This is a genomic window from Rhizomicrobium sp., assembly GCA_037200985.1.
Lineage (GTDB): Bacteria > Pseudomonadota > Alphaproteobacteria > Micropepsales > Micropepsaceae > Rhizomicrobium.
The window spans coordinates 2813319-2838511 of record JBBCGJ010000001.1 but is presented as its reverse complement, the minus strand read 5'-3'; the positions used below and the strand labels follow the sequence as shown (position 1 = coordinate 2838511).

Here is a 25193-nt window from a genome sequence, read left to right as displayed (position 1 = left end):
GGGATGTGGCTGATTTGGTGCGTAGACCGACTCGGTTCAAGAGGCACCGGAAAATTTCGTTCGGCATCGGTTTTGTCGCGGTTGTCCGACGATCGAGTCGCGCATGGCCGCGGAGAACGCCGAGATTTTTGAAGTGCCGCGGGGATAAGTTTTCGGGTGCGATGCGGCGAACGATATTTTCTTGCCGTGAAAATTATTTTCCGAGGCGCTAGATGCGTGCGATGGCGAGACGCCAGCCGCGGTCGCGTTTCCAGCGCCGCGTCAGCGCGAAGACGCGTTCGGTCAGGACCAGATCGCCGATCAGGACGCCCAGGAGCGACGCCACCGGTCCGAAGAGGAGGAGCAGCGCAGCCGTCGTGCCGAGCGCCACGACGCTCGAGATCACGCTGGCGCCGGCGAGCGGGCGGAATTCACGGGCGGCCTGCAGCAGCACCGCTTCGGGCGTGCGCCAGGTGCGCACCGCCATGATCGCGGCCCATAGCAGGACGACGGCGAGGACGTCGCGCAAGCCGTAATCCGCCTTCAGGATCGCGTGCGGGAACCAGGCGAGCGCCGCCGCCGACAGGGCAAGCGTCAGGACCCAGATCGCGGCGGCGGCGGCGCGGAATTCGCGCACGCAGCGCTCGGTCCCTTCGCGGTCGCCGTTCATCAGGGTACGGACCATCAGCGGGCGCTCGCGGTCGGGCAGGGCGGTCAGGCAGAGCGATACCGGCCGCATGAACAGCGAGCCCGCCGCGATCAGCGCGAAGGCCTTGGGGCCGGCGAAGAAGGTCACGAGATAGGCGTGCGCGTTGAGCGACAGTTCGGAGGTCACGACGCCGAGCAGCGCCCATTGCGTCAGGTCGCGCCAGATCGGTGCATAGGCGCCAAGCGAGCCGCCGCGCAGGGCACTCCATTGCATCATCAGGAAGTCGCGGCCGAAGACCGCGAGGCCTCCGGCGGCGCTGAAGCAGAGCACGCCCGCCGCGCTCGCGATGCCGAGGCCGTGCACGGCCATGAGGATCGCCAGGCCGGCCACCAGCAGCAGGCCATAGGCGATGTCCGACAGGATGGCGCGCACCGGGCGGTGGTCGGCATAGGCCAGCCAGCGCGCGAACCAGCGCAGGCACATCACGCCGCCATAGAGTCCGAACAAGGCCGCGCCTGCCCAGCCGGCGCCGCTTGCCGCCGTCAGGGTCGCCACCGCGACGGTCGCGGTCAGGGAGAAGACGAGATTGGCCTTCAGCAGCGTCGGCAATTCGCGCCACGCGTCCGCGCCCTGCGGGCGCGTGGTGGCGAGCGGCGCGCCGAGGAGCGCGACCGAGAGCCCGAGCCAGAATGGGACAGCCACCAGGACGAAGGCGAAGAGGCCGAATTCGGCCGGCGCCGTCGTCTTGAGGAACAGGATCGACGCCAGGACATGCGCGCCCGCTATGGCAAAAGGGCCCAGGGCCGCCAGGGTGTGGCGGCGCACGGCCAGAAGCACGGCCGGCTGCCGGATCGTCCCGGTCGGGGGCAATTGAGGCGGGGATGCGCCGTTCATGGCGGGCGCGGCGCAATTGCCATGCCTAAGAAAAAATGAACGGCGCCCGGAGGCGCCGTTCAGAAAGGACGCTCTTCCTGTCAGTAGGCGTCGGCGATGCCCTGTTCGGTCTCGCGGATCGCCTCATCGGTCAGGCGCAGCGCTTCGGCACGATGGCCCATCTTGTTGTGCTCCGCCGCCTCCAGCTCCGCCTTCGCGGACCGCAGATAATCGAGCGCCGCGTGCATGTGCGGCTGGGCCGCCAGGGCCTGACCGATGAACACGCCCGCCGTCAGCGTTGCCGCCAAGGCCGCAACGCCCAATCCCGTTTTCACTTTCGCCTTCAAGTTCCCTCTCCCGTTCTTGGCCACGGCAAACGCTGCCGCGCCGAGATTTTGTCGTGCGCCGGGCGGGCACGCCTAGAGGGTCCGATGCGACCGAAAGATGAAATATTAGACAGGTCTATTTTGTAGGCAGCAGAAACCAACGGTCAGGGTCGGGGGACAGGAGGCCGTTCACGAACCGGGGAGCATGGGTCGGGCACGAAGGAGTAAAACGCAGAACTTTGGCGCTTGGTAAGCCTTTTCGCGAGTTTCCGAGCCAATCGGCCCAAATCCTGCGCATTTCTCTTACCTTGTAATTGTTGCCGCGCCAAAAACCGGGCAGATTGGAATACTTACGAGATTTTTATGCCGCCCGGATTGCGCCGGCGGGGCGACCGGTCTGTAAGACGTCGTTTGCGTAAGTGGGGACAGGGGTGGTGGGCTTTCGCAGGGATTTCTTCGCGCCGTCGCGCGCCGGCCATGCCGGCGTGGCGTTCGGGGCCGTCGCATTGTTGCTTGCGGCTCCCGCGGCGGCGCAGGTGCTCCCCGGCGCGGTGCAGCCCGGCCGCGACCGGCAGGGGCCCGTCGCACCGCCGCAGCCCGATTTCGATTTCAGCATCGTCACGCCGCACCGCTCGGCCGTGCCGCGCGCGGTCGACGAGGTCCGCTTCAAGCTCTCCGACATCAAGATCCTGGGCTCCGTCAAGATTCCGCCGGAGCAATTCCGCGCGCTCTATGCCGGGCTGATCGGCAAGGACGTCACGCTCGGCGACATCATCGACGTCGCCGACGGGATCGAGAAAGCCTATCGCGACAAGGGCTACCTGCTGGTGCGCGCCTATGTGCCGCCGCAGCGCGTGCGCGACGGCGTGTTCACCATCAATGTGGTCGAAGGCTATCTCGGCGCCGTCACGGTGCAGGGCGGCGACCGCAGCGTCCGGCGCAACATCGACGGCTATCTGAAGCCGGCGATGCTGTCGCGCCCGCCGCGGCTTTCGACGGTGGAGCGCGGCCTGCTGCTCACCAACGACATCCCCGGCGTCAGCGCCACGGGCGTCCTGAAGCCGTCGCCGGACAAGCCGGGCGCGTCCGACCTGGTGATCGACATCGCGCAGCCGCCGGTCACCGGCGGCATCTCGGTCGACGACCGCGGCTCGCGCTTCTCGGGCATCTGGACGGTGCAGGGCGATGTCGAGTTCAACTCGATCTTCGGCGCCGACCAGCTCGCCGCGACCGTCACCTCCTCGCCGAGTTCGCTGGAGCAGATCGCCGGCACCCTGCGCTATCGCAGCGCGATCGGCGATGACGGCCTGGTGGGCACGCTGGTCGGCACGGTCACCCATGGCGAGCCGGGCTCGACCCTGTCGGCCTTCAACGTGCTGACCGACAGCTGGGCGGCGGGCGGGCGCCTCACCTATCCCCTGATCCGCAGCCGGGCCGAGACGCTGATCCTGGACGGCGGCTTCACCGCGCAGGACGCACGGGTGGACGTCGCGGGTCCGATCAGCCACGACCAGTGGCGCGTGATCGACCTCGGCGGCAGCTATCAGCGCACCGGCCTCTTCGGCGACGGGGTGTGGACCTCGACCTTCGACGTCGCGCAGGGACTGCCGATCCTGGGCGCCACCGCCAATGGCGCGCCGACGCTGTCGCGGCTGGGCGGCCACACCGATTTCACCAAGATCACGGGCACGACGCGGCTGCTCCTGCCGCTCTTCGCCTCCCTCAGCGCCGCGCTGAATGCGCAGGGCCAGGTCGCGTTCGACCGGCTCATCACCGGCGAACAGGTCGCCTTCGGCGGCACCCAGATCGGCCGCGGCTACGATCCCGGCGCGATCACCGGCGATCACGGCCTGGGCGGCTCGGCGGAGCTGCGCTACGACGTCCGCTTCGCCGATTCCTTCATCCAGGGGTTGCAGCCCTATGTCTACGCCGACGCGGCGGAGACCTGGTACATGAACCACACCCTGTCGCTGCCCAACCAGAATATCCTGTCGGTGGGCGGCGGCGTCCGGTTCTGGCTGCCTTATAATGTCGCCGGGGCGATCGAGGGCGCCCACACGACGCACGCGGTGCCGGGCAGCGACGCGGGCAAGGAATCGACCAAGCTGCTTCTCGATCTGGCCGTCAGGTTCTAGTGGGACACGCACGATGAACAAGACCAACGCCGCCATCGTCCGGACGCTCCTCCTGGGAACGAGCTGCCTCAGCGTGTTCGCGGTCGACGCGGCGCGGGCCCAGCCGACGGGCGGCAGCGTCGCGCTCGGCAGCGCGACGATCAGCAATCAAGGCGCCAATTCGACGATCATCGACCAGAAGACCGGCAAGCTCGTCATCAACTGGGACAGCTTCAACATCGCGGCCGGCGGCACGGTGCAGTTCAAGCAGCCGGGCTCCTCGTCGATCGCGCTCAACCGCATCCTCGGCGCCGACCCGACCGCGATCTACGGCAACCTGCTCGCCAACGGCCAGGTGTGGATCGTCAACGGCAATGGCGTGATGTTCGGGCAGGGCTCGCGCATCAATGTCGGCGGCCTGATCGCCACGACCTCCGACCTGCGCGACGCCGATTTCGCGGCGGGCAATTACAGTTTCTCCGGCGGCACCGGCGCCTCGGTGGTCAACCAGGGCACGATCCGCGCGGGGCGCGGCGGCTATGCCGTGCTGTCGGGCGCCAGCGCGTCCAATCGCGGGCTGATCGCCGCCAATACCGGCACCGTCGTGATCGGCGGCGCCTCGGCCTTCACGGTCGATTTCCAGGGCGACGGATTGCTGCGCTATGCGGTGACGACGCCGGGCGTTGCGCCGGCCAGCGGTCCGGCCGGCGCCTCAAACTCGGGCACGATCACCGCGGGCCGCGTGGTGATGACGGCCAGGGCCGCGGCGGACGTCCAGGGCGCGGTGGTCAACAACACCGGCATGATCTCGGCCTCGAGCGCGCGGGTGCAGAACGGCGAGGTCATCCTCGACGGCGGCGACGGCGACGTGAACGTCGCCGGCACGGTCCAGGCGACGGGCACGGCCTCCGGCACGACCGGCGGCGACGTCACCGTCACCGGCCGCAACATCACGGTGGCCGACAATACGACGATCGACGCCTCCGGCGATGCCGGCGGCGGCACGGTCCGGATCGGCGGGGATCTGCACGGCGCGGGGCCGACGCCGAACGCGGCGAACGTCACGGTCGGCAATGCCGCGATCAAGGCGGATGCGACGCGCAAGGGCAATGGCGGCACGGTCGTCGTATGGTCCGACGGCACGACCGACTTCTCCGGCAGCGTCAGCGCCAAGGGCGGCGCGGCTGGCGGCAATGGCGGGCTGGTGGAGACCTCCGGCCATTCGCTGCATGTGGCGCCGACGGTCACGATCGACACCCGCGCGCCCAAGGGCCTGACCGGCAGTTGGCTGCTCGATCCGGACTCCATCGACATCCAGACCGACGGCGACGCGACGCTGACCAGCGGGGTGCTGCCGCGCGACCAGGCACCCGGCGAGAACGACACAATCGCGCCGCAGACCATCATCAACGCGCTCGCGACCACCGACGTCACGCTGGAAGCGGAATACGACATCACGGTCCATGACGCGGTGAACTACAGCAGCGGCCACGCGCTGAGCCTGCTCGCCGGCGGCGACATCTATATCGCCGCGGATGTGCAGAACGCCGGCACCGGCGCGATCAACGTGATCGCGGGCTGGGACAAGACGACGGTCGATCCGTCGCTGTTCACGCAGTCCGGCGTCTACGCCAATGGCGAAGGCGGCGTCTTCGTGACCTCCGACTATGACTTCGATCCCGAGCCGGGGCCGGACAAGATCCATTCCGTGGCCATCGGCAGCGCCGGCGGCACCACGACCATCGCGGGCAGCGTCGTCGGCGTGTTCGCCGACTACGCGCCGTCGCAGATCGGCTATCTGGGCGCGGGCGGCGGCGACATCGTCGTGCGCGCAAAGCAGGACATCGATCTCGACGGCTCGGCGGGCTACAACGCGGTGGTCGGCAACGGCGTTTTCGGCGGCGGCACGGCCGGCAACGTCACCGGTAACATCGACATCCAGGTCGGCGACAATTTCGTGTTGTTCGGCGGCCCAGACAGCACCGCCTGGGTCGGCAACACGGCGGGCACGGGCTTCTCCGAGCAGGGCAACGTCACGATCGTCTCCAGCGGCGGCTTCGTGAACGTCGATTTCGGCGGCATGATCGCGACCGATCTGGCCGGCGGCGACTTCACGCTCGGCACCACCGGCGGCTTCTTCGAGCCGGACACGATACAATACGACAGCCCGCACAATTTCACGCTGCTGTCGACCGGCGACATCGTCATCTCCAGCACGATCTCGAACGCGGGCAGCGGCGCGATCACGCTGGTCGCGGGCTGGGACGGCCATACCCTCAATCTCGACGACCTGAAGCAGGAAGGCGCCTTCGGCCTCAACGACGGCGAGGTGACCATCGGCGGCGAGGACGCCTATGGCGACGTCTTCATCGGTAGCAAGAGCGGCGCGCTCACCGTGCTCACCGATTATCTCGACGTCGACGCCGAATGGGGCAACGCCCAGCTCGGCTATCGCGGCGCCGGCGGCGGCGACATCTCCGTCACCGCGGTGCACGACGTCAACCTCTTCGGCGGCGATCCGTCCGGCGGGTTCGCCGCCACGATCGGCAACGGCGCGCTCGACAATTCGGTCAGCGGCAGCGTCGGCGGAAATATCTTCCTCTCCATCGGCGGCACGCTCACGCTCGCGACCTGGAACGGCGGGGAGTGCGAGTGCGAGGGCGACGCGGGCAATTCCTCCACCGTCTTCATCGGAAATTCGACCGCCACGGGCAGCGGCGGGGTGAGCGGCAATCTCGTCGTGCTGACGGCCGGCGTCGACGACATCGACGATTCCAATGGCGGCATCGGGCGCATCATCACCGCCGATCTCGCGAATGGCGACGTGACGCTGGGCGAAACCGATTCCGAGGTCACCGCGACCTTCTACGACGATCTCAGCTATGGCAGCGAGCACAACCTCACGCTGCTCGCCACCGGCGGCCTCGACATCCAGGCCGGCATCGAGAACAGCGGCAGCGGCGCGATCACGCTGGTCGCCGGCTGGGACGGCATCTACGATCCGAACACGATCGGCGCGACCGGCACCTTCGGCTTCAACGGCGGCACGATTACCATCGGCGGCGGCGAAGGCGGCCATTATTCCGGCGTGGGCACGGCACAGGGCGATCTCAAGGTCTACGGCGCCAATCTCACGCTCAATGCCGGCAGCGGCGTGGCGCAGCTCGGCTATGACGGCGTCGGCGGCGGAAACATCTTCGCGACCATGACGGGCGACATCATCGCCTATGGCGGCTCAAGCTTCGAAAACTACGCGCTGATCGGAAATGGCGGCCCGTCCGGCGAGGGCGACGTCACCGGCAACATCTCGCTGAAGGCCGGCGGCAACACGCTCTTCCTCGACGGCTTCGACAGCGAAGACGAAGTCACCGGCGGCGTGGCCTGGCTCGGCAATGTCGCGGGCGAGGGCTATAACGAGACCGGCGACGTCACGGCGGTGACGCGGGACGGCTTCTTCGGCGCGAACTTCCTCGCGGCCGATCTCGGCACCGCGCCGGGCACCGGCGGCAATGTCTTCATCGGCTTCACCGATCCAACCGTCGGCACGCTGACGATAGGCGGGCTCGACTACAACAGCGCCAACAGCTTCACCTTCGCAGGCGCCGGCAGCGTGAACGTCGTCGCCGACATAAAGAACAGCGGCACGGGCGCGGTCACGCTGGTCGCGGGCTGGGACGGCGAGACGATCGGCAGCGCGGCCGATCTGAAGGCGGCCGGCGCCTATGGCCTGAACGGCGCGGTCCTGACGGTCGGCGCGCAATCCCCCTATTTCGAGGACGTCTCGGTCGGTTCGGCCGGCGGCCTCACCACGATCCTCAGCCACGACGTGACGATCGCGCCGTCGGACGGATACTACGCGCAGATCGGCTATCACGGCACGGGCGGCGGCGAAATCGACGTGTTCGCCTCCGGCAATCTGACGCTGCACGCCGGCAGCGGCGCGACCGGCTATGCGATGATCGGCAACGGCTCGCGCAACGGCGACGTCACCGGCGACGTCGGCGGCAAGATCGACGTCGAGGTCAGGTCCGGCACGACCGAATTCCTCGACGGCGAAGACGGCGCGCGCGCCTGGCTCGGCAACGCCACCGGCGGCACCGGCAAGGCGAGCGGCGACGTCGCGGTCGTCACCGATTTCGGTTTCGTGCCGAGCGACATCCTGATCGCCGACCTCGGCACCAGCGCCGACACCGGCGGCGACGTCTTCTTCGGCTATTCCGACCCCGATGACGGCCGCGTGTCGTTCGGCGGGATGAGCTACAACAGCCCGCACAATTTCACCATCGCCTCGCCGACCGATCTGCTCATCAACGGTTCGATCCAGAACGCCGGCACCGGCGAGGTCGTCATGGTCGCCGGCTGGGACGAGCAGACCTTCGGCGACGCCGCCGCGCTGCTCGCGGCCAACGCCTATGGATTGCACGGTGCAGTCCTGACGATCGACGGCGACGACGTGGCGGCCGGCAGCGCCGGCGGCCTCACCGCGGCGCTCTCCCACGATATCGTGCTGAGCGGCGGATCGGGCTATGCACAGCTCGGCTGGCACGGCACCGGCGGCGGTGACATCCAGGTCGTCGCGACCGGCGACCTGACGCTGACCGGCGGCAGCGCCTCGACGCAATACGCCCTGATCGGCAACGGCTCGCTGAACGGCGACGTCAGCGGGACCGCGACCGGCAATATCGATGTGCAGGTCGCGGGCACGACGTCCTTCGTGCCGGGCAACGGTCTGCAGAACGTCTGGATCGGCAATTTCGCCAGCGGCGCGAATACCGGCAATGTCACGATCGTCACGGGCGATCTGGGCAATCAGGGGCCGCTCGACGCCATGCTGTCCCACGATCTGGTGGGCGGCGACGTCACCCTCGCCGTCACCGACAGCGGCGCGGCGACCGTGCTGTCGGGTCAGTATCTCTACAGCAGCGCGCACACCTTCAACCTGCTCGGCACCGGCGACCTGACGATCACGGGCGCCGTCCAGAATTCGGGATCGGGCGCGATCAACGCGGTCGCGGGCTGGGACGGCAGCACTTTCGACGCGGCGCATTTCACCGACGACGGCGTCTACGGCAACCATGGCGGCACGCTCACCATCGGCGGCAGCGGCGCGGCCGGGACGGCCGCGCTCGGCAGCGCCGGCGGCACCACGACGGCGCTCGGCTACGATCTCGACGTCAATGCCGCGAACGGCTTCGCGCAGCTCGGCTATGCCGGCAATGGCGGCGGCGACATCGTGGCGCTGGCGGCGCACGACATCTCCGTCACGACGTCGGGTTCGCTCGTCTTCGCCCTCATCGGCAATGGCGGCTATGGCGCGGCAACCACCAGCAGCACCGGCGACATCGCGGTCACGGCCGGGCACAGCGTCTTCGTCACGGCCGCCGGCGCCAACACCGCGGCCAAGATCGGCAACGGCCAGCTCAATGCGCTGGGGACGGTCGACGGCGACATCACGGTCACCGCGCTGGCCGGAGACGTCGTCTTGTCGACCGGAGCGGACACGACGCGGGCGCAGATCGGCAACGGCTTCGGCACGCAGAGCGACGTGGGCGGCAGCATCACCGTCAGCGGCAACACCGTCAGCCTCGCCACCGGCGCTTCGAACAGCTCGGCGATGATCGGCGGCAGCGGCAGCGCCCGGATCACAAGCGACATCCTGGTCGACGCGACCGATGTCAGCCTCCTGTCGAGCTGGGACTCCAGTTCCACCCAGATCGGCAATGGCGGCAGCACCTTCGTGGACGGCCCGATCGCGGGATCGGTCCTGTTCGGCGGCGACATCACGGTCAATGCCGGCAATTCGCTGTCCCTGACCACGGCGCATGCGAATGCGGGCGCCTGGATCGGAAACGGCGGCGACGGCAGCGCCATGGGCCTGACGGTCTCCGGCGCGCTCGCCTATTCCGGCGACATCGCGGTCAATGTCGGCACGACCGGCCATGCCGGAACGCTGACGATGAGCGAGGGCGGGAGTTCGGACGTCTATATCGGCAATGGCGGCTACCAGTCCGGCGCCGGCTCGACGGCGACCGGCGGCATCAGCCAGACCGGCGACATCGCCGTGACCGTGCTCGGCGGCGCCACGCATGGCGCCAGCATGGCGGTGACCAATTCGGGGACCGGCGTCGCGCGTATCGGCAATGGCGTCGGCGCCGCGGCGGACGCCGTCGTCGGCGGCGACATCGCCATCACGGTCGACGGCGGCCTGCAATTCGTGTCGAACGGACCGAACCTGGCCTATGCCGGCAACAGCGCGAGCGGATCGGGCGGCGAGTCCGGCGATCTCACGATCGTGGCGCAGAGCCTTACGGGCGTCGAAGCGTCGCTGTCCAGCGTGCTGGGCGGCGGCGACGCGCTGATCGAGATTCTGGGAACGGGTCCGTTCACCATCGGCGCGCCGGTGAGCTACACCGGCGGCCACACGCTCGACATCCTGGCCAAGGGCAATATCGTCTTCGCGTCCTCGGTGCAGAACGCCGGCAGCGGCGCGATCGACCTGGTCGCGGGCTGGGACGGGCACACGCTCGAAGCGGCGCATTTCGGCGACGCCGGCGTCTACGGCAATGGCGGCGGCGCGGTCACGGTCGGCGGAGCCTCCGCGGGCGGCAATGTCGCGGTCGGCAGCCATGGCGGTGCGCTCAACGTCTACACCGGCGGTCTCACCCTGTCCGGCATCAATGGGTACGCCCAGCTCGGCTATCACGGCAGCGGCGGCGGCCCGGTGAACGTCCATGCGCTCGGCGCGGTCGCGCTGAACGGCGGCGCCAATCCCGCGCAATTCGCGCAGATCGGTTCGGGGTCCGTCTTCGAGGCCAATACGACATCGGGCGACGCGACCGTCTCGGCCGCCTCGGTCGGCAGCACCGGCGTCGCGGCGGTCGTCGCGGACGATCTTTCGCTGACCGCCACGGCGGGCGGCATCGGCAATTCGAACACCCCGCTGCAGGTGGCGGTCAATTCGCTGACGCTCCAGACGAGCGGCGGCAGCGCCTATCTTACGACGCCCCAGAGCATCTCTCTCGCGGGCGCCGCGCTTTCGGGCGGCAACCTCACGCTTGCCGCGGGCGGCGCGATCACGCAGAGCGGCGCGATCTTCGTCGGCGCCCTCGACGTCTCGACGACGTCGGGCGCCATCGCGCTGGCCGACACCGGCAACGTCTTCACCGGACTGACGGTCGCGACGCAAGGCGGCGACAACGCCGCCGTCACGAATTCGGCGCGGCTGTCGGTCGCGAGCGCGAATGTCGGCGGCACGCTGACGCTGGTCGCGGGCACGGGCATCGGCCAGGGCGGCGCGATCCATGCCGCGGGCCTGAACGCCACCGCGAACAACGGCACGGTCGTGCTGACGAATGCGGGCAACGCGTTCTCGACGCTGGCCGTTTCGACCGCGGGCAGTCATGACGCGACGGTGACGGATTCCACCGCCGTCACGCTCGCCGCCTCGACGGTCGGCGGCAAGCTGACGCTTTCCGCGGGCGGCGCCGTCGCGCAGAGCGGCGCGCTGCACAGCGCCAGCCTCGCGGTTTCGACGACGGCGGGCGGCATCGCCCTCACCCAGGCGGGCAATGCGGTCGCGGGAACGGCGACGTTCAGCGCGCCCGGCGCGGTGAGCTTCACCGACACGGTATCCATCTCGCTCGGCGCCACCACGTCCGGCGGGCTGCTGACCCTGGTCTCGGGCGGCGGCATCGGGCAGAGCGGCGCGATCCATGCGGGCGGCGTTTCCGCCACCGCCAATGGCGGCGACATCGTCCTGAACAACACCGGCAACGCCTTCGCGACGTTGAGCCTTTCGGCCAGCGGCGCCGCCGGCGTGACGGATTCGACCGCGGTGACGATCGCCGGCGCGACCGTCGGCGGCGCCCTGACGCTGATCGACAGCCTGGGCATCACGCAGAGCGGCGCGATCCATGCCGCGAGCCTGAATGCGACCGCCGATGCCGGCGACATCGTGCTGACGAATACCGGGAACGCCTTCGCGACTCTGAGCCTTTCGGCCGGCGGCGCCGCCAGCGTGACGGATTCGGCCGCGGTGACGATCGCCGGCGCGACGGTCGGCGGCGCCCTGACGCTGGTCGACGCGGTCGGCATCGCGCAGAGCGGCGCGATCCAGGCGGCATCGCTGAACGCGACGGCCCAGGGCGGCGGCATCGTCCTGACGAACAGCGGCAACAGCTTCGCCGCGCTCACGCTCTCCACGGCATCCGGCGGCAACGCGACGGTGACGGACTCGACGGGCGTGACGCTCGGCGCGTCGAGCGTCGGCGGGGTGCTGACCCTGTCGGCCGGCGGCGCGGTGGCGCAGAGCGGGGCGCTGCAGAGCGGCGGCCTTTCGGTGACGACGACGTCCGGCGACATCGTCCTGACCGACGCGGCGAACGCGGTGTCCGGCATCTCGGCGTTCCACACCCCCGGCGCCGCGCGCTTCACCGATTCGCTGTCGGCGACCGTCGGCGCCTCCTCGGTCGGCGGCCTCTTCACCCTGGTCTCCGGCGGCGGCATCGGGCAGTCCGGCGCGATCCACGCCGGCGGCCTCTCCGCCGCGGCCAATGGCGGCGGCATCGTGCTGACGGATAGCGGCAATTCCTTCGCCACGCTCGTCGTTTCGACGGGGGCCAACGCGACGGTGACGGATTCGACGGGCGTGACGCTCGGGGCGTCCGGCGTCGGCGGCAAGCTGACGCTCGCCGCGGGCGGTACCATCGCGCAGAGCGGGGCGCTGCACAGCGCAGGCCTCGCGGCCTCGACGACGGCGGGCGATATCGTCCTTGCCAATGTCGGCAATGCGGTCTCGGGAACGGTGACGTTCGCGACGCCGGGGGCGGCGCGCTTCACCGACACGCTGTCCTTCGATGTCGGCGCGTCGTCGGTCGGCGGCCTGCTGACGCTCGTCTCCGGCGGCGGCATCACGCAGTCGGGCGCGATCCAGGCGGCGGGGCTGGACGCGACGGCCAATGACGGCAGCATCGCCCTGACGAATATCGGCAACAGTTTCGCGGCGCTGACGCTCTCCGCCACGGGCGATGCGACGGTCACGGATTCGACGGGCGTCACGCTCGGCGCCTCGACTGTCGGCGGTAAGCTGACGCTGGTTGCCGGCGGTGCCGTGGGTCAGTCGGGCGCGCTGCACAGCGCGGGGCTCGGCGTCACCACCACCGCGGGCAACATCGTCCTGACCGATGCCGGGAACGCCGTCACCGGAACGGTGAGCTTCAACACGCCCGGCGCCGCGTCGTTCACCGACACGTCGTCCTTCGGTCTCGGCGCGACCACGGTGGGAGGCCTGCTCACGCTGGTGTCCGGCGGCGGCATCACGCAGTCGGGCGCGATCCAGGCCGGCGGGCTGGACGCGGCCGCGAATGGCGGCGCCATCGTCCTGACCGATACGGGCAACAGTTTCGCGACGCTCGTTCTCTCCACCGCCGGCGGCAACGACGCGTCGGTGACGGATTCGACGGCGGTCTCGATCGGCGGCGCGAACGTCTCCGGCGCGCTCACCCTTTTGGCCGGCGGCGCGATCACGCAGACCGGCGCGATCACCAGCGGCGCCCTGAACGTCTCGACGACGTCCGGCGCCATCACCCTGACCGATATCGGCAATGCGTTCGGCGGGCTGACGGTCTCGACCACGGGAAGCGACAACGCCTCCTTCGCGCATGCCTCGCTGCTGACGGTGGCGAGCGCCAATGTCGGCGGCACGCTGACGCTGACCGCGGGAACCGCGATCGCCCAGACCGGCGCGATCCATGCGGCGGGACTGAACGCGACCGCGAAGAACGGCACCATCGTCCTGACCGATGCCGGAAACGCCTTTGCGACGCTCGCGCTGTCGACGACGGGCGGCAACGACGCGACGGTGACGGATTCGACCGGCGTCACGCTGGCCGCATCGACGGTCGGCGGCAGGCTGACGCTTGCCGCGGGCGGCGCCATCGGCCAGTCCGGCGCCCTGCACAGCGCGGGCCTCGCGGTTTCGACCACGTCGGGCGATATCGCTCTCGACAATGCGGGCAACGCGGTCGCGGGCACGGTGACGTTCCACACGCCCGGCGCGGCGCGCTTCACCGACACGCAAGCGATCGGCGTCGGCGCCTCGTCGGTGGGCGGATTGCTGACGCTGGTTTCGGCCGGCGGCATCTCCCAGAGCGGCGCGATCCAGGCGGGCGGCCTCTCCGCCACCGCCAATGGCGGCGACATCGTCCTGAACGATGCCGGCAACGCCTTCGCGACGCTGGGGCTTTCGGCCTCCGGCAAGGCGAGCGTGACGGACTCGGCGGCCGTCACGATTTCCGGCGCGAATGTCGGTGGTGCGCTGACGCTGGTCGATGCCGCAAGCATCGCGCAGAGCGGCGCGATCCATGCCGCGAGCCTGAACGCGACCGTCAATGGCGGCGGCATCGTCCTGACGAATAGCGGCAACAGCTTTGCGGTCCTGACGCTTTCCACGGCGGCGGGCCAGGACGCGACGGTCGTCGACTCGACGGGCGTGACGTTCGGCGCCTCCACGGTCGGCGGCAAGCTGACGCTGACGGCGGGCGGCGCGGTCGGACAGAGCGGCGCGATCCAGGCGGGCGGCCTCAGCGTGACGACGAGCGCCGGCGACATCGTCCTGGCGAATGCCGGAAATTCGGTTTCGGGCACCGCATCGTTCCACACGCCTGGCGCGGCGAGCTTCACCGATCTGTCGTCCCTGACGGTGGGCGCGTCGTCCGTCGGCGGATTGCTGACGCTGGTTTCGGGCGGCGGCATCTCGCAGACCGGTGCGATCCTGGCCGGCGGCCTGGACGCGACGGCCAATGGCGGCAGCATCGTGCTGACGAACAGCGGCAACGCCTTCGGAACGCTGGTGGTTTCGACCGGCAGCGACGCGACGGTGACGGATTCGACCGGCGTGACGCTCGGCGCTTCGAGCGTCGGCGGCACGCTGACGCTGTCGGTGGGCGGCGCGGTCGCCCAGAGCGGCGCGCTGCAGAGCGGCGGCCTCTCGGTGACGACGAGCGCCGGCGACATCGTCCTGACGAATGCCGGAAATTCGGTGTCGGGCGCGGCGAGCTTCTCGACGCCCGGCGCGGCGTCGTTCACCGATCTGCCATCCCTGGCCGTGGGCGCGTCGTCCGTCGGCGGATTGCTGACGCTGGTTTCGGGCGGCGGTATCTCGCAGTCCGGCGCGATCCTGGCCGGCGGCCTGAACGCGACCGCCAATGGCGGCGCCATCGTCTTGAACAATGCCGGCAATGCGTTCGCGACGCTCGTCCTTTCGACCGGCAGCGACGCGACGGCGACGGATTCGACCGGCGTGACGCTCGGCGCTTCGAGCGTCGGCGGCACGCTGACGCTGTCGGCGGGCGGCGCGGTCGGCCAGAGCGGTGCGCTGCGGACCGGCGGCCTCTCGGTCGCGACCAGTTCGGGCAATATCGTCCTGACCAACGCGGCCAACGCGGTGTCGGGCACGGCCGCCTTCCACACGCCCGGCGCGGCGAACTTCACCGACACGACCTCGGTCAATGTCGGCACGACGTCGGTTGGCGGCCTGCTGACGCTGGTTTCGGGCGGCGGCATCACGCAGTCCGGCGCGGTCCTGGCCGGCGGCCTGTCCGCCACGGCGAAGGACGGCAGCATCGTCCTGACGAACAGCGGCAACAGCTTCGCCGCTCTGACGCTTTCCTCCACGGGCGCCTCGACGATCGTGGACTCGACCGGCGTGACGCTGGGCGCATCGAGCGTCGGCGGCAAGCTGACGCTGACGGCGGGCGGCGCGGTCGGACAGAGCGGCGCGCTGCAGAGCGCCGGCCTGGCCGTGACGACGACGTCCGGCGATATCGTGCTGACCGATGCGGCGAACGCGGTGTCCGGCGCGGTGGCGTTCGCGACGCCCGGCGCTGCGAGCTTCACCGACACCACCTCGGTCGATGTCGGCGCGACGACGGTCGGCGGGTCGCTCGCCCTCGTTTCGGGCGGCGGCATCACCCAATCGGGCGCGATCCTCGCCGGCGGGCTGTCCGCGACGGCGAAGGACGGCGCCATCGTCCTGACGAATAGCGGCAACGCCTTCGGAACGCTGGCGGTTTCGACCGGCAGCGACGCGACGGTGACGGACGCGACCGGCGTGACGCTCGGCGCTTCGAATGTCGGCGGCACGCTGGCATTGACGGCCGGCGGCGCCGTCGCCCAATCGGGCGCGCTGCACAGCGCCGGATTGAACGTCTCCACCACGTCGGGCGGCATCGCGCTGACCGATCTGGCGAACGCGGTCTCGGGCATCGTGCAGTTCAGCACGCCCGGCGCGGCGAGCTTCACCGACACGCTCGACCTGTCGGTCGGCGGCGCATCGGTCGGCGGCGATCTCACGCTCCTGTCGAAGGGCAATGTCGGCTTCCGACGCTCGGTCCAGAGCGACAGCGGCGCGATCGTCGTCGTCGCCGGCTGGGACGGCGTCACGACGAATGCCGCCCAATTCGGCAATAGCGGGGTCTACGGCAACGGCAACGGATCGGTGTTCATCGGCGGCACCGGCGCGGCGGGCGACGTCGACGTCGGCTCCAAAAGCGGCGCGACGACCATCTACGCGTCGAACGTCAATGTCCTGGGCGCCAATGGCGGGGCGCAGCTCGGCTATCACGGCGCGGGCGGCGGAGCGATCCGGATCGTCGCGCTGCACGACCTGAACGTCACCGCGGGCGCGGGCAGCGCGCTGGTCGGCAACGGCTCGGCCGGCGACGACGTTGCCGGCAACGTCACCGGCGACATCGATGTGCGGCTCGGCGGCGACGTGGTCTTCACCGACGCGGGCAACGCGATCGCCTGGCTCGGCAATGTCGCCCATGCGGGCAGCGAGACCGGCAACCTCGTCCTCGTCGCCAACGGCATCGACGGCAGCGACGACGGCCGCATCGGCGACATCGTCACGGCCGCGATCGTCGGCGGCGACGTCACGCTCGGCCTCACCGGCACCGAGGATCTGGGGCCGAGCACGAACTACGGCTACAATTCGAGCCACACCTTCAACCTGCTCGCCGCCGGAAACGTCGTCTTCGCCGGCTCGATCCAGAATGCCGGCTCGGGCGCGATCAATGTCGTCGCCGGCTGGGACGGCCACACGCTGGCGCCCGCCTCCTTCGGTCAGTCCGGCGCGTTCGGCAACAACGGCAAGGGCGTAATCATCGGCGGTGCGCTTGCGGGCGGCGGCGTCGCGGTCGGCAGCGCGAGCGGCACGGTCTCGGTCTATGGCGCGAGCCTCGCGCTTTCGGCGATCAACGGCTATGCCCAGCTCGGCTTCAACGGCCATGGCTCCGGCGCGATCGCCGTGACCACGACCGGCGCCGTCACGCTGACGGGCGGCGGTGCCGGCGGCGCCTTCGCCCAGATCGGCAATGGCGGGCTGAAGACGAGCGGCAGCAACAGCGGCGACATCCTGATCGTCGCCGGCGGCGACATCGTGCTGGCGGCCGGCGCGGGCGGCGAGGCCTATGTCCAGATCGGCCATGGCGGCGCGGAGTCCAACACCGACGCCAGCGGCTACAGCAACACCGGCGCGATCGGCCTGACCGCCGCGAACCTCACGGTGACGGCCGGCACGGGCGCGGCCGCCTATGCCCAGATCGGCCAGGGCGGCTTCAAGAGCGGCCTCGGCCTGGCCGGCGGCCAGGCGATCAACAGCGGAAACGTCTCCGTGACGGTCGCGCACCAGGTGAGCCTGACCGGCAAGGGCGTCGACGCCTACGCCCAGATCGGCAATGGCGGCAGCCAGAGCAACCTGAACGCCGCGGCGGCGGCCGGGGGAACGGATTCGGGCGTCATCGTGGTCTCGGCGCCGAACGGGCCCGGCGGCGCGGTCACGCTCACCGCCGGCGCCGGTCCCAACGCCTATGCCCAGATCGGCAATGGCGGCTACGCGGTCAATTCCGGACCCAATGCGACGGCCGCGAACTTCACGGTGACCGGCGACATCGCCGTCACCGACTTGGCGCTGACGGGCAGCGGCGACAACGGCTTCGCGCAGATCGGCAATGGCGACGCCTCGCGCAATTCCTACGGCAATGTCAGCGGCAATATCGTGATCGACGCCAACGGCCTGATCACCTACACGCAAGGCACCGGCATCCATTCGCCGGCGACGATCGGCAATTTCACGGGCACGGGCACGGCCGGCGGCTCGATCGCCGGCGCCAGCCCGCCCTCGGAGATCACCAACGATCCGAGCACGATCGGCGTCGTCGTGACGACCACCGCCAACAACAGGCCGAACGGCGACAACCCGATCACGACGATCAACACCGTGGTGATTACGGAGCAGGACCCGAATGGCGGCTCGGCGGCCCTCGTGGCCCATCTCGAGCCCACCCCGCCGCCGCCGCCCGGCCCGCTGGCGTCGCTCGACGACAAGAATGCCGAAAGCGGCGCCAACGCCTCGGACGGCGCGACGGTGGTCATCGCCGACTCGCTGGACGGCGCGAAGCGGGCGGGCGCGACGCAGTCGATCCTCGCGGGCATGCTGAGCCAGATGAATCCCGCCGGCGCGGGTCGCACCGTCCACGGCATCCCGCCCGCGGACCAGGACTTCTCCAGCTGGGGCAACGAGGCTCTGTGGCAATGACCCAGCGGCGATCGAGCATTCTGCTGGTCTGCGCGGCGGCGCTCCTCTGCGGCGTCGCGGCCTATGGCGAGGCGACGTCGAACGAGCCCGATGCGCTGAAGGCCTATGTCGAGTCGGCGCGGCTCTATAGCGGCGCCGACAATTACGCCGGGGCGGAGGACGCCTATCGCCACATCCTCGACATCCAGACCAAGCAGTTCGGCGCCGATTCGGTGGCCGTGGGCGAGACGCTGGCGGAGCTCGCCCTGCAGGTCTCCAACCAGGGCCGGTTCGACGAAGCCGCGGCGCTGTTCCGCCGCGCTGCGCCGATCGTCGAAGGTGCGGCCAGCGCCTCGGCGCGGGCGCGCTTCGCGTCCTATCAGGCGCTCGATGCTGCCAATCAGCGCAAATATGACGACGCGCTGAAATACGCCCGTGCCGCCACCGCGCTGCGCCGCGGCGAGGTCGATGCGGCGCGTGCCGCCGCCGTGGCGGCCGCGAACGGCGGCGAATATGTCGCGCCGGTGGCGGTCGAAGGCGAACTCGCGCATTCGCTGCGCATCGAGGCGGAGATGGCGCTCCGGCTGGGCGACAATGCGAGCGGCCAGGCGGCCGCCGAGGAAGCGCTCTGGATCATCACCGAGGAGCCGGGCCTGCCGCTGTGGTGGCGCCCCGAGATGATTTCCCTGATGGGCGAAGTGAATGCCGTGCAGGGCCGCGTCGTCGTCGCCGAGCGCGACTTCACCGATGCCCTGGGAATGGACAAGAAGCTGTTCGGCGATACCGCGCCGACCGCGCGGGCGCAGCTCCGGCTCGGGCGCTTCTATGCCGAGCAGCAGCTTTATCCGGCGTCGGTCGCGTCCTTCCGGGCCGCCTTCGCGATCCTGGCGAAGGACCCGACCGCGCGTTCCCAGATCGTCTCCGACCAGATCGTGCCGTTCCTGGCCGCGGCGTCCGCGCTGGGCGCGCAGGACGCGTCGCAGAAAGCGGCGCTCGACGCCGACATGTTCCGCGCCGCGCAGCTCGTGACCTCCGATCTCGCCGACCGCACCATCGCGCGCGTCGCGGCGCGCCAGGCGGCGGGCGACGCGCAGCTCTCCGCCCTGGTGCGCCAGCTCGAGCAGGCCCAGGCGGCGCGGGACAATGCCCGGCTCGAACTCGTGGCCGAGAACGCCAAGGCCAATGACGAGCGCAACGCGGCGCTTGCCGCGAAATACGACGCCGATTTCCGGGCCGCCGCGGCGAATGCCGATGCGCTGGCGGCGCAGGTCGCCAAGACCTACCCGGCCTATGCCCGCCTCGCCGATCCGGGTCCGGTCGAGCTGGCCGACTTCCAGACGCTGCTCGCGCCGGGCGAGGCGTTCCTGACCTTCGTGATCGGCGCCAAGGGGAGCTACGCGCTGGTGGTGACGCCGAGCGGGCTCGCCGCCGCGCCGCTCACGGCGACGACGCAGAGCATCGCCGACGACGTCGCCGGTCTGCGTGCGGCGTTCGAGCCCAAGCTCGGCCGGCTTCCCGAGTTCAGCCTCAAATCCTCCTATGCGCTTTATCGCCAGCTCCTGGCGCCGGTGGAGCCGGCGCTCGCCCATGCGAACCACCTGATCGTGGCGCCCGGCGGGGCGCTCGACAGCCTGCCGCTGTCGCTGCTCGTGACCGCCGAGCCCGCCGGCGGCGGCTATGCCAATGCCGCCTGGCTGGTGCGCCGCCTCGCCATCAGCGAAGTGCCGTCGCCGCGCGCCCTGGCCGCCTTGCGCGGAACGCGCCTCGCCCGCGCGCCGCGCCCGTTCTTCGGCGTCGGCAATCCCAGCTTCACCGGCGCCAGCGGCCCCAAGGCGCTTTCCGCCCTGGCCTCGACCTGCCAGAACGGCGCCGGCGCGGACCCTGCCCTGCTGCGCGCCCTGGCGCCTTTGCCCGAAACCGCCGGCGAGGTCCAAGCCGTCGGCCGCACGCTCGGCGCCCAGCCGGGCTCCATCCTCACCGGATCCGGCGCCAGCGAAGCTGCGGTGCGCGGCGCGGGCCTGGACCAGTACGCCGTCCTCTATTTCGCGACCCATGGCATGCTGCCGGGCGAGCTGCATTGCCAGGCCGAGCCCGGGCTGGTGCTTTCGCCGCCGCCCGCCGCCGCGGCCTCCGCCGCGTCGGACGGAATGCTGAGCGCCAGCGAGATTGCGGGACTGAAGCTGAACGCCGACCTCGTCGTGCTCTCGGCGTGCAACACGGCCGCCGAAGGCGGCACGAAATTCGGCGGCGGCGCGCTCCAGGGCCTCGCCGATGCCTTCTTCAATGCCGGCGCCCGCGCGGTCCTGGCGAGCCATTGGGAAGTGCCCTCGGCAGCGACCGAAAAGCTCATGACCGGCGTCTTCGCGCGCTATGCGAAGGATCCCTCGCGCGACCTTGCCGAGGATCTGCGCCAGGCGCAGCTCGCGGCGATCGCGACCGGGGCGCATCCCTTCGACTGGGCCGCGTTCACGCTGATCGGGGACAGCGGGACGGCCACGCGCACCGCAATGGCTTCGAGGAGCGGAGAGTGACCATGAGGCGGAGGATTCTTCTGGGCGCCGTGCTGGCGCTGGCGGCGGGCGGGGCGCAGGCGGCCAATCTCACCGTCGTCGAGGCGCGCGGCATCGGCCTGGCGCCGGGCAGCACGATCGATTCGACCAAGCCCCTGGTGCTCAAGCAGGGCCAGCACGTCACGCTGATCTCCGACAGCGGCGCGACGCTTTCCATCGACGGACCGTACAACCAGCCGCCCTCGGCCGGCGGCGGCGGCAAGAGCCTGGGCGCCACGCTGGCGGCGCTGGGCACCGAGCGCAGCGCGCGCACCGGCGAGGCCGGCGTCACGCGCGGCGGCGCGGCCAACACGCTGCCCGAACCCTGGCTGGTCGACGTCACGCGCAGCGGCAATGTCTGCATCCAGGAGAACAAGGATCCCATCTTCTGGCGGCCGGACGCCAAGACGGCCACCGCGCTCGCCGTCATGCCGGTGGACCGGAGCTGGAAGTCCAAGGCCGATTGGCCCGTCGGGCTCGACCGCCTCAAGGTGACGACCGACGTGCCGGTGCATGGCGGCGCGGCCTATGTGGTGAACTATGCCGGCACGGAATACGCGCTGGCGATGAACACGGTGCCGTCCAGCCTCGCCAATGACGAGATGCGCGCCGCCTGGATGCTGCAAAAGGGCTGCGAGGCCCAGGCAGAGGCACTGCTCCGTCCCAAGAAATGAATGCCCGGTTCCAGCGCCTGAGGGCGCTTGCCCGCAACAAGAAAGCCGTCAACGCCTTCACCGCGGCCGCCAGCGCGATCCTGGTCGCGTTGCTGGCGGCCTTCATGGTGGGCAACATCTCGTTCCTGACCAGCGCCGACCGCTTCGTGCAGGACTGGCAGATCGCCTTCCAGTCGCCGCCCGAGCCGCAGGATCCCAACATCCTCATCCTGGCGGTGGACGAGGGCGTGATGCAGCACTTTCCCTACCGCTCGCCGATGAATCGCGGCTTCCTCGCCGAACTGCTGACGGCGCTCGACGCCAGGCATCCCCGCGCCATCGTGCTCGACTATCTGTTCGACCAGCCGACGGAGACGGACAAGGACGACGCGCTGCGCGCCGCGCTGCGCCGCATCAAGACGCCCATCGTCGTCAGCTATTTCGAAGCCGGGACCAAGGTGAGCGACGCGCAGACCGCGTACATGAACGCGTTCCTGCCGCCCAGGGTCCGCGCCCTGCCGAACCTCGGCACCGACCAGACCGACACCGCGCGCTGGATCGAGCCGGGCGGCAGGACCTCGTCGGGCGAATACCTGCTGAGCGTGCAGCGCCGCGCGGCGCAGCTCGTCGGGGTCGAAACGCCGGACAGGGAGGTGCCGATCGTCTGGCGCGCGCCGCCGGGCAAGAACCAGCCGGTGTTCTCGGAAATTCCCGCCTGCGTCGGAGCCGCCTGCATTCCGGCGCCCAAGATCCTGCCGGCCGCGATGTTCGCCAGCCGGGTCGTGCTGATCGGCTCCAATCTGAGCCTGGTGGACCAGCACCGCACGCCCTTCGCCACCGATCCCACCGACACCCGCGCCACCATGCCGGGCATCCAGATCCTCGCCTACGGCATCGCGCAGTTCCTCGAGCATCGCGATCCGCCGCAATTGTCCTGGTGGCAGGATTTCCTCATCACGCTTGCCCTGGCCGGCGTCGGGGCGGCGCTCGGGCTGCTCGACCTGTCGCTATGGCTGCGCGGCGGCGCGGTCGCCCTGCTCATCGCCGCGCTCTGGTATGTCGGCGTCTTCGTGCTCTACGAGAAGGCGGGCGTGCTGATCGGGCTGATCGCGCCGACGCTGTCGCTGGCGGCGTCCTTCGCGGTGGTCGATTCGATCACCGGCCTGGCGGCGCGGCGCCAGCGCGCCTTCATCCACAACACCTTTTCGCTCTACCTGGCGCCCGAACTGGTGCAGGAACTGGAGGACGATCCCTCCAAGCTGAAGCTGGGCGGCGAGCGCCGCGAGGTCAGCCTTCTGTTCAGCGACATCCAGGGCTTCACCACGATGTCGGAGGGCCTCGATTCGCAGCAGGTCGGGCGCCTGCTCAACGACTATCTCGACGGCATGACGGCGGCGATCAAGACGCATCAGGGCTATGTCGACAAGTTCATCGGCGACGCGGTGTTCGCGATCTTCAACGCCCCGGTCGACATCGACGAACACGCCGCGAAATGCGTCCGCTGCATGCTGGAGATGGACGATTTCACCGAGCGTTTCCGCGCGAAGGTGAACGCGGAGAACGTTCCGCTCGGCATCACGCGGATCGGCGTCCATACCGGCACGCCGTCGGTCGGCAATTTCGGCTCGCGCGACAAGTTCAGCTACACCGCGTCCGGCGACGCGGTGAACGCCGCCTCGCGGCTGGAGGGCCTCAACAAGACCTTCGGCACGCGGCTCTGTGTCAGCGGCGCCACCCGTATGCTATGTGAGGGAATCGCGTTCCGCCCGATCGGATCGGTCATCCTCAAGGGCAAGACGGAGGCGCTCGACGTGTGGGAACCGTTGCACGATGGCGCGTATAGCGAGGGCTATCTCGGCCGCTACCAGCGCGCCTATGACGCGGCGCACGAGGGCCATGCCGACGCGCTGTCCCTGTTCGCCGCGCTTGTCCAGGAGCGGCCCGACGATCCGCTGGCGCATTTCTATCGCGAGCGGCTGGCGCAGGGCGAGACCGGCATCAAGATCAAGATGACCGAAAAATGATCTTCTGGTCCGTCATCGCCCTGGTGGTGCTCCTCATCGCCCGCTTCTGGGGCGTGTCGCTGCTGGGCGGCCAGCTTCCGCCGGACGTGATCGACGAGATCGCGCGCGGCCTCGCCGTCGCCATCATCGTCGGCGTCACGCTCCTGCTCGACGGGCTGATCCGGCATTTCTACTGGCTGCGCTATCTGCAGCGCCGGCTCAATCGCGAGACGCCGGCGCTCATCCAGGACATCCTGACGGTCGCCCTGTTCCTGCTCGGTCTGTCGCTGGGCCTGTGGTGGCAGGAGGGATTCTCCTTCACCGGCTTCATCACCGCGTCCGGCGCGACCGCCATCGTGCTCGGCATCGCGCTGCAGACCGCGATCCAGGACCTGTTCTCCGGCCTCGCGATCAATCTCGACGGTTCCTATTCGCTGGGCGACTGGCTGACGATCTATTCCGACCAGCTTCCCGAGCCGGTTTACGGCCGCGTCACGCACATGACCTGGCGCTCGACCTTCCTGGCGCTGGACGACGGGCGGCGCCTCATGGTCCCCAATCACATCGCGACGAGCAACGCGGTGATGAACCACAGCCGGCCGGCGGACGCCAAGCGCCTGTCGGTCGACATCTCGATCGACAACCGCATGCCCTCGGACCGGGTGATCGACATGCTCCTGGGCGAGGCGTTCAAGGCGGTGCGCCGCCCCGGCCTGGCGCGCACGCCCGAGCCGAGCGTCATCATGACCAAGCTCGGCGACGACGCGATGTTCTACGACGTGCGGTTCTATTTCTTTCCCGACCAGATCGAGCCGGGCTCCGCCAAGTCGATCATGATCGCGGCGCTGCAGGACGTCATCCTGCAGAACCGCATGCCCATGCCGGTCACCCAGATCGAGATCGTGAAGGAGCCGGTCATCGATCTCGTCATCGACGAGAACGAGATGCGTGCCGCGCTGGAGCATGCCAGCCTGTTCAGCAAGGTGCTGGACGAGGAGCAGTCGCACGAGCTCGCGCGGCTGTGCCGCCCGGTGGAGTTCGCGCGCGGCGCGAACCTGATGGTGCAGGGCGACGCCGCCTCGTCGATGTTCATCATCCTGGAGGGCGCGGCGCGGGTCAGCGTGCTCGGCCAGAACAACGATCCGCGCGAGGTCGCGGTGCTGGCGACCGGCGACGTGGTCGGTGAGATGTCGCTGATGACGGGCGCGCCGCGCAACGCGACGGTGACGGCGCTGACCCGGATGCGGGCGCTGGAGATCACCAAGGACCCGGTAGAAGCACTGCTCAAGAAGTCGCCGAACCTGCTGGAACGCTTCAGCCATGTGCTGGCGCGGCGCGAGCAGGAGCGCGCGGCGATCGCGCAGAAGACCATCCATGTGGCGGCCGTCGAGAAGGACCTGATGGCCCGGATGAAGACCTTCTTCAGCCGCGTGCTGTGGTCCGAGACGGGACCGCACACCCTTTGACCGGGA

Annotated in this window: 8 protein-coding genes; 6 read left to right on the top strand and 2 right to left on the bottom strand. The window is 69.7% G+C overall.

Annotation, left to right across the window (positions count from 1 at the left end; translation table 11 throughout):
- Positions 1 to 208: 208 nt before the first annotated feature.
- Complete coding sequence (locus WDN01_13890; protein MEJ0027115.1) at positions 209 to 1522, bottom strand: hypothetical protein; 1314 nt, start codon at positions 1520 to 1522, stop codon at positions 209 to 211.
- 80 nt (positions 1523 to 1602) lie between these two features.
- Positions 1603 to 1836: a hypothetical protein gene (locus WDN01_13885; protein MEJ0027114.1), complete on the bottom strand. Its 234-nt coding sequence runs from the start codon at positions 1834 to 1836 to the stop codon at positions 1603 to 1605.
- A gap of 425 nt (positions 1837 to 2261) precedes the next feature.
- Between WDN01_13885 and WDN01_13880 the strand changes: the two genes are divergently transcribed.
- From WDN01_13880 to WDN01_13855, 6 genes are read left to right on the top strand one after another with little or no spacing between them, the layout of a single operon-like run.
- Positions 2262 to 3962, top strand: coding sequence for a POTRA domain-containing protein (locus WDN01_13880; GenBank protein MEJ0027113.1), 1701 nt, complete (start codon positions 2262 to 2264; stop codon positions 3960 to 3962).
- A 13-nt stretch (positions 3963 to 3975) separates the two neighbouring features.
- Positions 3976 to 18537, top strand: coding sequence for a filamentous hemagglutinin N-terminal domain-containing protein (locus WDN01_13875; GenBank protein ID MEJ0027112.1), 14562 nt, complete (start codon positions 3976 to 3978; stop codon positions 18535 to 18537).
- A complete protein-coding gene (locus WDN01_13870) occupies positions 18534 to 21047 on the top strand; it encodes a CHAT domain-containing tetratricopeptide repeat protein (GenBank protein ID MEJ0027111.1) in 2514 nt (837 codons plus the stop codon). The genes WDN01_13875 and WDN01_13870 overlap by 4 nt, the downstream gene beginning before the upstream one ends.
- Before the next feature lie 2 nt (positions 21048 to 21049).
- Complete coding sequence (locus WDN01_13865) at positions 21050 to 21739, top strand: hypothetical protein (protein ID MEJ0027110.1); 690 nt, start codon at positions 21050 to 21052, stop codon at positions 21737 to 21739.
- Positions 21736 to 23742 (top strand): adenylate/guanylate cyclase domain-containing protein, encoded by a 2007-nt coding sequence (locus WDN01_13860; protein MEJ0027109.1) that lies wholly within the window; start codon positions 21736 to 21738, stop codon positions 23740 to 23742. The genes WDN01_13865 and WDN01_13860 overlap by 4 nt, the downstream gene beginning before the upstream one ends.
- Positions 23739 to 25187, top strand: a complete 1449-nt coding sequence (locus WDN01_13855) for a mechanosensitive ion channel family protein (GenBank protein MEJ0027108.1) — start codon at positions 23739 to 23741, stop codon at positions 25185 to 25187. The genes WDN01_13860 and WDN01_13855 overlap by 4 nt, the downstream gene beginning before the upstream one ends.
- Positions 25188 to 25193: the final 6 nt, after the last annotated feature.

Coding starts and splice junctions, on each gene's coding strand:
- WDN01_13890 (MEJ0027115.1), bottom strand. CDS start 1,522: ATGAACGGCGCATCCCCGCCTCAATTGCCCCCGACCGGGACGATCCGG.
- WDN01_13875 (MEJ0027112.1), top strand. CDS start 3,976: ATGAACAAGACCAACGCCGCCATCGTCCGGACGCTCCTCCTGGGAACG.
- WDN01_13870 (MEJ0027111.1), top strand. CDS start 18,534: ATGACCCAGCGGCGATCGAGCATTCTGCTGGTCTGCGCGGCGGCGCTC.
- WDN01_13865 (MEJ0027110.1), top strand. CDS start 21,050: ATGAGGCGGAGGATTCTTCTGGGCGCCGTGCTGGCGCTGGCGGCGGGC.
- WDN01_13860 (MEJ0027109.1), top strand. CDS start 21,736: ATGAATGCCCGGTTCCAGCGCCTGAGGGCGCTTGCCCGCAACAAGAAA.
- WDN01_13855 (MEJ0027108.1), top strand. CDS start 23,739: ATGATCTTCTGGTCCGTCATCGCCCTGGTGGTGCTCCTCATCGCCCGC.